This is a genomic window from Candidatus Leptofilum sp. (assembly GCF_965223285.1).
Taxonomy (GTDB): Bacteria; Chloroflexota; Anaerolineae; order Promineifilales; family Promineifilaceae; genus Leptofilum.
The window spans coordinates 387,564-399,762 of sequence record NZ_OZ244997.1 but is presented as its reverse complement, the minus strand read 5'-3'; the positions used below and the strand labels follow the sequence as shown (position 1 = coordinate 399,762).

General features: G+C 51.0%; 5 protein-coding genes. 4 read left to right on the top strand and 1 reads right to left on the bottom strand.

Annotation, left to right across the window (positions count from 1 at the left end):
* Positions 1-44: 44 nt before the first annotated feature.
* The 4 genes from ACOQPU_RS02260 to ACOQPU_RS02245 all read left to right on the top strand — a co-directional run bounded on the left by ACOQPU_RS02260 (position 45) and on the right by ACOQPU_RS02245 (position 2,730).
* Positions 45-980, top strand: coding sequence for an ABC transporter permease (locus ACOQPU_RS02260; RefSeq protein ID WP_420643509.1), 936 nt, complete (start codon positions 45-47; stop codon positions 978-980).
* Positions 977-1,480 (top strand): DinB family protein, encoded by a 504-nt coding sequence (locus ACOQPU_RS02255; RefSeq protein ID WP_420643508.1) that lies wholly within the window; start codon positions 977-979, stop codon positions 1,478-1,480. The genes ACOQPU_RS02260 and ACOQPU_RS02255 overlap by 4 nt, the downstream gene beginning before the upstream one ends.
* A gap of 73 nt (positions 1,481-1,553) precedes the next feature.
* The gene (locus ACOQPU_RS02250) at positions 1,554-2,024 is read left to right on the top strand and encodes an OsmC family protein (protein WP_420643507.1); all 471 of its coding nucleotides are present in this window, start codon (positions 1,554-1,556) and stop codon (positions 2,022-2,024) included.
* The gene (locus tag ACOQPU_RS02245; RefSeq protein WP_420643506.1) at positions 2,017-2,730 is read left to right on the top strand and encodes a sulfite exporter TauE/SafE family protein; all 714 of its coding nucleotides are present in this window, start codon (positions 2,017-2,019) and stop codon (positions 2,728-2,730) included. Before ACOQPU_RS02250 ends, ACOQPU_RS02245 begins: the two co-directional genes overlap by 8 nt.
* A gap of 149 nt (positions 2,731-2,879) precedes the next feature.
* Here the strand turns inward: ACOQPU_RS02245 and ACOQPU_RS02240 are convergent, their stop codons facing one another.
* The gene (locus ACOQPU_RS02240) at positions 2,880-12,008 is read right to left on the bottom strand and encodes a DUF7507 domain-containing protein (RefSeq protein ID WP_420643505.1); all 9,129 of its coding nucleotides are present in this window, start codon (positions 12,006-12,008) and stop codon (positions 2,880-2,882) included.
* Positions 12,009-12,199 lie beyond the last annotated feature (191 nt).

The window sequence follows — 12,199 nt, the reverse complement described above, 5'->3', positions numbered from 1 at the left end:
GGGCAAGTTATTTACTTCCCGTTCCTACCTATAGGAAGGAGTAAATGGAGCTTGATCAGGTTGTCAGCTTTATTGGCTTGGTTTTTCTGGCCGTGGTGCCTTACATTTTGGCCAGCCAGGGAACGATGCTGGCCGGGCAGACGGGGCAGTTCAACGTGTCGCAAGAGGGCATTATGCTGGCGGGGGCGTCACTAGGCTTTTTGGGTGCGTATCAGTTCGATAGTTTGTGGGCTGGGGTGCTTACGGCCGTTCTAACCGGCGCACTGTTTGGTCTGGCCTTTACCTACTTCACCACCACCCTGAAAATGAACCAGTTTGTGATTGGATTGGCCCTCTTCTTTGTGGGGCTTGGCGTCTCAACGCTGGCGTTCAAGCTGGCCATCGGCGTAACGCTGACGCCACCACAAATCCCTACCCTGAAAAAAATCCCCATCCCATTGCTTAGCCAGATTCCTGTGGTGGGGGAGATTATTTTTAGCCAAAATATGTTTGTCTATTTTGCGATACTCCTGTCGGTGGGACTGTACTTTTTATTGTACAGAACCCAATACGGGCTAGAGCTGCGCTCTGTAGGGGAAAGCCCCAAGACTGCTGACAGCATGGGCATTAATGTCACCAAATCACGGTATGTAACGGCCGTTGTCGGGGGAATGCTCATCGGGTTAGCCGGGGTTTATTTACCAATGGTATACACCGGCACCTTCACCGAAGGGATTGTGCAGGGGCGCGGCTGGCTCTCTACAGCACTCACCTTCTTTGGCGGTTGGCAGCCCCATTACATCTTTGTTGGCTCTTTTTTCTTTGCCATTGTGGAGGTTTTTGCCCTGCGTGCCCAGGTATTTGGCTCTGGGCTGCCCCACCAACTGCTACTTACCTTCCCCTACATCACCACCTTGCTGGTGATGATGTTTGGCGCACGCTGGGCACGTACCCCAGCTTACTTGGGTCAAAATTATGACCGGGAGAAGCGATCCGTATGACGTTACCAGAAGCAGTCGCTTATTTAGAGCGCATTGAAGATTTGCGGGGCCAAATCGGAGAAATTGTACAAACCTTGCCACCAGAGGCACTCAATTGGCGTCCGGTAGAAGGGGAGGATGATCACGTAACAAATTCGATTGCCGTGTTAACGATGCACACCGCTGGCGCAGAGCATTTTTGGCTGGGCGAAGTGGTCGGGGGGCTGCCCGCCACGCGAAATCGGGCTGCGGAATTTGAGACGGTGGTGGCGGATACGGCCGTATTGCTGCAAAAACTGTATGAGGTGGGTGAGCAAACCCGCGTTATCTTCCGCGACCTTACCCAAGAGGATTTGGACGGCACTCGCCCAGCCCGTGACCGAGAAGTACCGGTACGCTGGGCGATTTTGCACGTCATTGACCACACGGCCTTGCATCTAGGCCACATCCAAATAACGACTCAACTATGGCAAGGTGGAACGGCCGTTGACGCACCCCGCTGGTTCCAACGGCTAAAATAATTGTGAACTTCTCATTGTGAATGATTAGTCCAAGCACTCCCCTTCACAGTTCAACATTCCCCAAGAGGCACTCATGTCCCAACTTCCTGACTACATCACCGTGGACAAGGCGCACGGTGTGATGCAAACACATGCACTCACCCGCGTACAGGTGCGAGACCTCTCGCCTGTTTTTGTCGATGAACCGCCCAGCCGCGGCGGTGAAGATCGCGCCCCAACGCCCATGGAGCATATTTTGATCGCCCTTTGCGGCTGCACATCAGTCACCACCTCACGGCTGGCCAAAAAGATACGGTTTCAGTTTGATCATCTAGAATCGTTTGCCGAAGCGGAGCTGGATCAGCGGGGTTTGAGTGGCAGGGCCGAGGTGGATGTGCATTACCGTGCCGTCCGGCTAATCATTCAGATAACCACCAACGAGTCGGATGCGCGATTGGCCAGGCTACAAGCGTTGGTAGACAAATATTGCCCGGTTAGCAGCTTTATAAAAGCGGCCGTTGCCAACTACACGATTGAATGGCAAAAGGTGCAGCCCATTGAGTGATTGGCTAATTGTGGCGTTGATCATTGGGCTGGCGTCAGTTTCGCAAACGGCCGTTGGCTTTGGTGCACCGCTCATTGCCATGCCCGTGTTGGTGCCGCTGCTAGGCATTCAAACGGCAACGCCGCTCTCCACATTAGCTGGCCTGTTGCTTTCCATCCTCATTTTGCTGCGCTTTCGGCAATCGTTTAACTTTCGAGCCGTAACGCACCTGCTGCTGGCTACGCTGGTAGGCGTGCCCGTTGGGGTTGCACTGCTAAATTGGGTTGAGGCAGACTTCCTGACAACGCTCCTGGGCATTTTGGTGATCGGGTATGCGCTCTATGCTCTCTTCTCGCCCCAACTACCTAAATTGGAGCATCTTGCCTGGGCGTATGGGTTTGGCTTTGTAGCTGGGGTGTTGGGTGGCGCATTAAACACTAGTGCACCCTCCATTGTGGTGTATGGTTCTTCTCGCCGCTGGCCGCCGGAAGCGTTTCGCACCAATTTGCAGGGCTATTTTTTGGTAACAAATACGGCCGTTCTTATCGCTCATGGGTTGGACGGCAATCTAACAGCATCGTTCTGGCGCAGCGCTCTCTGGTCGCTGCCCGGTATTTTGGCTGGTTTTTTGGTTGGGTTATGGCTGGCCAACCGCATCAACCCCGACCGATTCAAACGTCTGGTACTGATACTGCTCCTCGTCCTGGGCGTGAATTTACTCTTCTAATATTCTCCCGTCGCCATTCATATTGAATTTTACGCAACATAACTTTGAAGATAAACAAAACGGCCGCTTCTGGCGGGAAACGGCCGTTTTTGTCACTTACGCTTGTTAGGTGAGAAACCCGTTTTTACCCAGGTTTCTCACCAGGGCTCTTATTGGTTAATATCCAGGAACGTTCCGTCAGCAAAGTTCACCCGGATGGTGTAACCGCTGCTGTCCACCTTGTTTCTGAAATCAAACCGCAAGATGGCTTCACCCGTAAAGAGCGTACCGCCGTTCCAACCCAGGTCTGTAACATCTAGCAAGACGATTGATGGTGCAGCGTCACCACTCCAGATAACATCACTGGTGTTGCCGTAAGTCAACCAGACCTTAATCAGGTCGCCGTTGCTTTCCGGCCAGGTGATCTCAATATCGACAATCTCTTTGGGTTCACCAGTGTAGTTCGTCAATCGAGCAGTCAATCGCTTACCTTTAAGCTGGAGGCGATCAATCGTGATGCCTGGCTCAATGGTTACCGTTGCATCATCAGACACGGTCTCGGTGCCGAATGAATCTGCGCCGGTAGCCGTTGCTGTGTTCGGCACCTCAAACGGATTCACCACGTTGCCGCAGGACTTGAGGAAGCCCTGGCTGTTGTAACGAGCAATCGTAAAGAAAGCAATTTGCCAGTTCACATCAACGCCTTCAACTGGACCACCGGACTGGCCCCAACCACCCGTGAAGGGATCGGAGCAGGAGAGATGCAGCTCGAATGCCGGATCGTCGCCTGGTGGGTCGAAGATGATGTCATTCCTTGTGAGACTGGTCAAGATGGTGACATCGTTTGTAATATCAACCCCATCAAGGAAGATTGGCCCGCCATCGGTGGAACCTTCAAGCACGCTGCCATTCAGGAAGACAAAACGGAAGTCGTCACCGGAGGTGGTGTCGTAAGGCGAATCTTCGCTGGCAAACGGTGCCGTCAGGTAATCTACGGTGATGAGTACAGAGTCGCCGGCCGGAATTTGAACTGTACAGTCCACTTCCTGTCCTGCGCTTGCGGAACAGTCGCCAACACCAGACGTTACCGACACACCAACTACTGCAAGTGAATCGTGTACGGAGTCGGTCACGGAGACATCAACGGCATCAGAAGGCCCATCATTGAACACTTCAATGGTAAAGCTCTGCTGGGTTCCTTGCGGAACGGCCGTTGGGTCAAATGTCTTGACAATTCTTAGGGCAATGTCAACCAGAATGTCGATGGTGTCATCATCTTCATCACCAATATCTGTGCTGTTGCCAAAGTCATCTATGTAGGTGTCGGAGACAACGGCCGTATTTGGCAAACCAAGCACCTCAGGCACGGATGAATTAACGGAGAACTCGACGGTGATGGTCACCGATTCCCCAACGCCGAGGTTGGCAATGAGCCATTCTACGGTTTGGTCATCAGAATCACTGTCGTTGTCCGCGCCTGCTGTTGCGGAAACGGCCGTCACCGTTAATCGATCATCCACATCATCAAACACAGAAACGTTGTCCAAAGCAACATTGCCATCGTTCGTTACAACCAAGGTGAAGGAACTACCCGCACCGCCAGCAATCACGCTGTCCTCGGCAAACGTCTTAACGATGTCTACCGATGGGGTTGCACCAAAGTAATGGCTCGGATCATTGTCAGAACGATTGGCAACATCCCCATCCGCATCAGTATACGAAGCAGTCGCCGTTCCGATGTTAGCGTACTGACCAACAATTGCGGTGCCAGTTCCTGTACAGACGGTAGATGCACCAGCAGGTAGCGTATCGGTAGCGCAGCTAACCGTCACGCCCTGATCGTCAGTGACGGTCAGATTGGAAAGCGTTACATCACCAATGTTCGTCACCTGGTAGAACCAGTTCACTGTTTCGCCAGCGAGGATTTCTGGTCCTGGAGGAGTGTCTGCGTCGGCTGGGCCGGTGGACTTTTCAATGGTGATCGCTGGGTTGACCATCTCAACATAGGCATTGTCAGAATCCGAGACAGGCGTACCCTCATCATCTGTACCACTCGCCGTAATCGTGTCCAACTCATCTCCATCAACAAAACCAACGAATGAACAAATGTAGCTGTCACCAGGCTGGATTGTTACAGGAACCTCACAATCACCTTGACCATCCAAGTCACCATGAATGTCATCCACCAAGCTCGTAATCGTCACGGGGTCAGTCGAAACTGAGTTGTTCTCAATAACAACCGTAAAGGTTACATCTTCACCTGGGGCAAACACTTCTAGCTGATCGGCCGTTTTATCAACGGAAATCACCGGGGCAACATTGTCGAAAGCTACCGTATGGTCATCGTCGTCAGTTGCTTCGGTGCCTTCATCATCCTCACCCACAACCGTGACCACATTGATATGCAGATCACCCACATTGAATTCCAATGACCGAGTTATCTGGAAGCTGAAGCTGTCGCCGGGAGCCAGCACTATTGTGCCGCCATTGGCTGCTTCGGCTTCTGGCAGTAAATCACCAAACTGATCATCTACCAACGAAGTAATTGTCAGCGGATCTGTGGACACACTGTCATTTGTGATGGTGATGTCATAGGTCGCATTGTCACCGCCTTCATTGATGCTGGCCGGGCCATCTTTGATGATGCTTACAGCCGGGGCAACATCGGTTGCACCAACTGTGTGGTCGTCATCATCTGTTGCTTCACTGCCCTCATCATCTTCACCAACAACTGTTACAACGTTGGTGTGAGTCTCGCCGACGTTCAGCGTCAGATCACGGTCAATTGTGAAGCTAAAGCTCTCGCCGGATGCCAATGTGATTGGGCCACCGTTGGCTGCTTCGGCCTCTGGCAACAGGTCGCCGAATTGATCGTCACTCAAGCTGGTAATCGTCAGCGGGTCTGTAGAAACAGAGTTGTTGGTGATCAGGAAGCTGTAGGTTGCTGTGTCGCCGCCTTCGTTGATGGTGGCCTCGCCATCTTTCACGATGGCAATTGCCGGAGCAACATCGGTTGCGCCAACTGTGTGGTCATCGTCGTCTGTGGCAGTTGAGCCTTCATCATCTTCACCAATTACCGTTACGACGTTGGTATGGGTGTCCCCAACGTTCAGCGTCAGATCACGGTCAATGGTGAAGCTAAAGCTTGCACCTGGAGCCAATGTAATTGAACCGCCATTGGCCGCTTCAGCCTCTGGCAGCAGGTTGCCGAACTGATCATCTGTCAAGCTAGTGATGGTCAGCGGGTCGGTAGAAACGCTGTTGTTGGTGATAGTGAAGCTATACGTTGCCGTATCGCCACCTTCGTTGATGGTGGCTTCCCCATCTTTGACAATGTCGATGATGGGCGCAACGTTGTTGATTATTACCGTTGCGGAGTCCTCATCGGTATCGGTGTTGCCATCATCGTCAGAAGCAACTACGGTTGCCGTGTTTTCATGATCACCGTCTGCGGTGTTACCAGCTACGAATGCACTAAAGACACAGGTGTAGCTTTGTCCTGGCTGCAGGTTGATACTCGTTGCTTCGGGGCAAGATGCTGCTAGGTCCTCGTTGAAGTCACTGTCTGTCAACGAATCAATGAACAGTTCTTCCAGCGAATTGTTGGTTACCACAAGCGTGAAGGTAACGTTGTCGCCCGGTTCATCAACCGATGTGGGAACGGCCGTCTTGGTGATGGAAACATCAGGCAAAACGTCAGTGAAGGTAACGGTCTCATCGTCGGATGCAGTATCGCTGTTGCCGTCATTGTCCGAGGCGACCACAGTGGCGGTATTCTCGTGAGCAGGCCCTGAGTAGTTACCAGAGATGAACTCGGTAAAGACGCAACTGTAGCTTTCACCAGAAGCCAGCACGGTACCGACTGCATCTGGGCAGTGGGCGGCCAAATCAAAGTCACTGTCTGTCAGCGAATCGATTGTGGCGTCTTCCAGGCTATTGTTGGTCACTACGATAGTGAATTCAACGTCTGCGCCTGTTTCGGGAACGGCCGTCGGACTTGCCGTCTTGGTAATTGTGACGTCTGGCAGCACGTCCTCAAAGGTGACAGTTTCCTCATCGTCATCTTCGTCGCAGTTGCCATCATTGTCGCAAACTTCGCCAGTGAAGACGTTGACATGGTTAGCCAAGTCATCGGCTGATAGATTGAAGGTTGCCTCGAATGAACAGGTGCCACCATTACCAGCGAGAACTGTACCAACTTGACAATCTGCATCACCGGCAAGGGTGCCGAAGACGCTATCTGTCAGGGCGTTGATGGTTGTCGCTTCACTATTGTTGTTGGTTACATCAAAGGTGAAGGTAACATCACCACCAGTCTCTGGCACTTGCAAGACATTGGCTGACTTAAGGACGGTGACATCTGGCAAGACATCTTCAAAGGTGACGGTTGCATCATCAGAGTCTGAATCGGTATTGCCGTCATCATCGCTGGCAACGGCCGTTACCACATTAACATGATCCGGGCCGCTAGCATCACCAGACACAAAGATGACCAGGGTGCAGGTGTAGGTGCCACCATTGGCCGCCAATGGCTGGGGATATGAACAATCGTCATTTCCATTGAGATCGCCATAAACAGTATCATCCAAATCTTCCAGAACCGCATCTTCGGTGCTGTTGTTGGTAACTTCAATAGTGAATGAAACTACGCCACCCGTCTCCGGTACGGAGGTTGGATTCGCCGTTTTAACAACAGTGATGTCTGGCAAAACATCTTCAAAAAGAACGGTTTCGTCGTCAGACTCAGTATCGCTGTTGCCATCATCGTCTGAGGCTGTCACTGTAGCCGTATTCACGTGGTCAGGACCAGACGCATCGCCCAAGAGGAACTCAGTAAAGGTGCAGGTGTAACTTGCACCAGAAGCCAGCACGGTTCCGACTGCATCTGCACAATGAGTTGCCAAATCAAAGTCACTATCTGTCAGCGCGTCGATCGTGGCATCTTCCAGGCTGTTGTTGGTCACGACGATGGTGAATTCAACGTCTGCACCTGTTTCTGGTACGGCCGTCGGATTTGCCGTCTTTGTAATTGTGACATCTGGCAACACGTCCTCAAAGGTGACGGTTTCATCGTCATCATCTGTATCCTCTGTGCCGTCATCATCAACGGCCGTTGCCGTTACAACATTCACATGGGGTACTAAATCATCCGCAGCCAAGCTAACTGTGATGGAACAGGAGTAGCTGCTGCCAATGGCAATGACCTGTGGTACAGCACAGTCGCCCTGACCATTCAGGTCGCCAAACACCGTGTCGGTCAGACTGGTGAGCGTAACATCCTCTTGGCCAATGTTTTCAACCAAGAAGGTGAAGGTCACATCGCCGCCCGTCTCTGGAACGCTACTCGGGTTGGCTGTTTTGGTAATTTGGATTTCCGGAGCTACATCTTCGAAGGTAACCGTCTCATCGTCACTGTCTTCATCGATGTTGCCCTCATTGTCACTGGCTGTGGCTGTAACCACATTCACGTGGTCTGCCAAATCATCACCCGCAAGGAAAACTGTGATGGCGCAGCTATAGCTGCCTCCATTGGCCGCCAGCGGCTGGGGTACCACACAACTGCCTTGACCATTTAGGTCACCAAAGGTGTCATCTACCAAACTATCTAATGTCGCTGCCTCCGCGCTGTTGTTGGTTACCAAGAAGGTAAAGGTAACATCGCCACCCGTTTCTGGAACGGAGGTTAGATCGGCCGTTTTCACAATGCTGATGTCTGGCAAGACATCGTTGAAGGGGACGTCCTCATCATCGTCATCTTCAACCGGATTACCGTCATCATCTTCACCAGAAGCGGTCGCAACATTGGTGTGAATCTGACCAACATCGCCTGAGATAAACTCGGTAAAGGTGCAGGTAACGGATTCACCTGGCAAAAGATCTGCTGGCAAGGTTGGTGTACAACTGGCACTGACATCGCCAAAAGCGGAGTCAATAACTGAGTTAATGGTTACCGTATCAACTGCGGAGGTATTTTCTACCGTGATGGTGAACGTCACATCCCCGCCCGTTTCTGGAACGCTTGTGGGATTAGCACTCTTGGTTGTCAGAATGCTGGAGGGAACATCATTGATCGTCACATCAGCATCATCGGAACCGCCAACTGGATTACCGTCATCATCTATGCCAGCTACTATGAGCACGTTGGTGATGACATCGCCCGCATTGCCAGCAACAAATTCCGTGATGGAACAGCTATAGCTGCCACCTGCGGCGATGGTCTGTGGCACAGAGCAATCACCTTGGCCGTTCAAGTCGCCGTAGATGCTGTCGTTAAGGCTGTTGATTGTCACTGAATCAACGGCTGAGGTGTTATTGACCGTGAAAGTGTAGGTAACTTCTCCACCTGGTTCATCCACAGTGGTGGGATCGGCCGTTTTGATAACTTCAATGCTAGAAGGTACATCATCAATGGTTACGGTCGCGTCGTCGTCAGCGCTGACGGGGTTGCCATCGTCATCTGTACCGGAAGCAGTGGCTACGTTGGTGTGGGAATCCCCCGCGTTGCCAGCAACAATAGCAGTGATAGAGCAGCTGTAACTGCCACCAGCCGCAATCGTCTGCGGCACGGAACAATCACCCTGTCCATGGAGGTCGCCATAGACACTATCTGTCAGGCTGTTGATCGTGACAGAATCCACCGCTGAAAGGTTGTTGATAACAAAGCTAAAGGTAACATTGCCCCCTGGCTCATCGACGCTGGTGGGAACGGCCGTTTTGATGATTTCGATAGCGGATGGGACATCCGTAATTGTCACATCCGCATCATCACTGCCGCTAACCGGGTTGCCATCATCATCTAGACCAGCAGCGGTAAGAACGTTATTGATCACATCCCCGGCATTGCCGCTCACAGTTTTGGTGATGGAGCAACTATAGCTGCCACCGGCAACAATCGTCTGCGGTACAGAGCAATCGCCTTGACCATTTAAATCACCATAAATGCTATCGAACACACTATTGATAGTGACTGAATCTACAGCCGATGTGTTATTAACGGTGAAGGTGAAGGTAACATCGCTGCCTGGTTCAGCAACCGATGTGGGATCGGCCGTTTTGATAACTTCGATGCTGGAAGGCACATCCTCAACTGTCACAGTCGCATCATCATTATCACTGACTGGATTGCCGTCGTCATCTGTACCCGAAGCGGTAACCACGTTGGTCTCAGTGACCGAAACGAAGGCAGTGAAGGAACAACTGTAGCTGCCGCCAGCGGCAATCGTCTGCGGCACAGAGCAATCACCCTGCCCATGTAGATCGCCATAGATGCTATCGTTGAGGCTGTCGATGGTCACAGAATCAACCGCCGAAAGGTTGTTCACTGTAAAGCTGAAGGTAACTTCCTCGCCTGGTTCAAAAACGGATGTGGGATCGGCCGTTTTGATAATTTCAATAGCGGCAGGCACGTCATTGATGGTTACGGTAGCCTCATCGTCATCGCTAACGGGATTGCCGTCGTCGTCTGTACCGGAAGCAGTAACCACATTGGTGTGGCTATCCCCTGCATTACCAGAGACAAAGGCTGTAATAGAGCAGTTGTAACTACCGCCAGCAGTAATTGTCTGTGGCACAGAGCAAGTACCCTGTCCATTTAGATCGCCGTAAATGCTGTCATTGAGGGTGTCGATAGTCACAGAATCGACCGCCGAAAGATTATTCACGACAAAGCTGAAGGTCACATCCCCACCCGGCTCGTCAACTGAGATTGGAACGGCCGTTTTAATGATTTCGATAGCTGAAGGAACGTCGATGACATTAACTGTTGAGTCATCCGAGTCGGTTGCGCCTTCATCGGTCGTTACACTTGCTGTATTGGTAAATCCAGTTTGAACGTTAGTCACTTCACAAGAATAAGTCTCGCTGCTGCCAACTGTGATTAGGGCAAAGGTTGCCACGCAGTCTGGTGCGAGTAGGTCGCTTACGGTAACGTTTGTGAGATCGATGTTGCCCGTGTTGGTGACCTGAATCTCAAAAACGGCCGTACCACCTTCTGTCACATCAAAAGAATCTGGCCCTTCAGCATTCTTGCGAATATCTATGGCCGGGTCAGGTACAAAACTTGGTTCAACATCAGTTGGTTCTGTGTCGGTATCGTTGTTAGGATCGATATCATCAGAAATCGTGGTGACCGTAACCGTATTTAGAAGGTCTTCACCTGTAGGGCTTGTGGTGGGTGCATCTGCATTCACCGTGACGGTCACAGTATATTCTACTGATTCACCAGGGGCTAATGAGCCTACATTCCACTGTACAGCACCATCAGGAACAGCGTCTCCGGTATCTGTATTGATGAAGCCGCCATCCGAAGCGGACACGAAAGTGACATTCGGATCAAGTTCATCATATACAACAACGCTATTAGCAACGGAAGGACCAGCATTAGCGACAATAATTGTATAGGTTAATGTTTCACCTTGGACAATCGGATCAATGTCATCTGATTTTGTGACAGATAGATCAACATCAGCAGTGAAAAAGTCGCTTGGTTTGAGCAAAGGTACCGTTTGATTCCCTGTGGAGATGCTATCTCCACTAACAAGAGTAATGGCACCGCTGTTGGCAACATTTATGTTTTGGTCAGAGCCAGTTGCGGCATCAATCAATCGGGATTGCACGTTGCCGCCTACGCCAGCGGGGATCGTATCGTCTAAAACCAACCACGTCTCCAGAACGACCATATCGCCATCTTCAAGGCCACTTACGGTGAAGATACCAACGATCTCATCATTAATCAGAGACCAGGTAAATGAGTCAACGGTCGCGGCCGTTCCGGTATCAACAAAGGCACCATCACCGGTATCAATGAAGGCACCGATTACACCATACCCTATGTCATCAACGCGGGCATCGTAGCCAAAATCATCCCCATTGGTGGTTAAGGTATTCCAACCCATAACAAAAGTGATGACACCATTTTCAGGGGTCGTGTCGCCAGATACTGTAATTTTTGTCTCAAAGGGGACAATTTGACCGAGGGCCATATCCTCAGGTGCAAGGCTCTCAACTTTGACATCTGTTAAGCCATCGTTGAATTGGGCTAGAGGAATTAAAGAGTTGCCATTTCCACTACCTGTTGGGGGGATGAGAGCAGTTGGAAATGGAACAGGGGGTAGGTAAATGCTCGGATCAGCCGCGGAAAAATTAAGTGTGTACGCACCACCGGCGGCAAATATGGTGGGAACGGCCGTTACAATCGCGAATAATAGTATCGAAAGGAATGAAAGCGGACGCCATAAGAAATGTCCTTTTCGGTATTTCTTTCGCGTCCTGGTAGTTCGGGGGTCTCTGTTAGTAGACATTCGTTTTCTCCTGATAAGGTTAGATACGACTATGTTTATGGGGCTTTATCTGGAATTGCGGCTCGATTAAACGGACTGAAACAAATCGATTCCATATACTAAAATTAATCTTAAAGGCATTTAGATGTTTTATTCTTGCGATTTGGCCTGAACTTCTAACAACCTCCTAACAATTTCTCAAAAAATCGTAA

What these genes read in the sequence shown, in the direction of transcription:
- ACOQPU_RS02260 (WP_420643509.1), top strand. Translation starts at nt 45, where the DNA reads ATGGAGCTTGATCAGGTTGTCAGCTTTATTGGCTTGGTTTTTCTGGCC.
- ACOQPU_RS02255 (WP_420643508.1), top strand. Translation starts at nt 977, where the DNA reads ATGACGTTACCAGAAGCAGTCGCTTATTTAGAGCGCATTGAAGATTTG.
- ACOQPU_RS02250 (WP_420643507.1), top strand. Translation starts at nt 1,554, where the DNA reads ATGTCCCAACTTCCTGACTACATCACCGTGGACAAGGCGCACGGTGTG.
- ACOQPU_RS02240 (WP_420643505.1), bottom strand. Translation starts at nt 12,008, where the DNA reads ATGTCTACTAACAGAGACCCCCGAACTACCAGGACGCGAAAGAAATAC.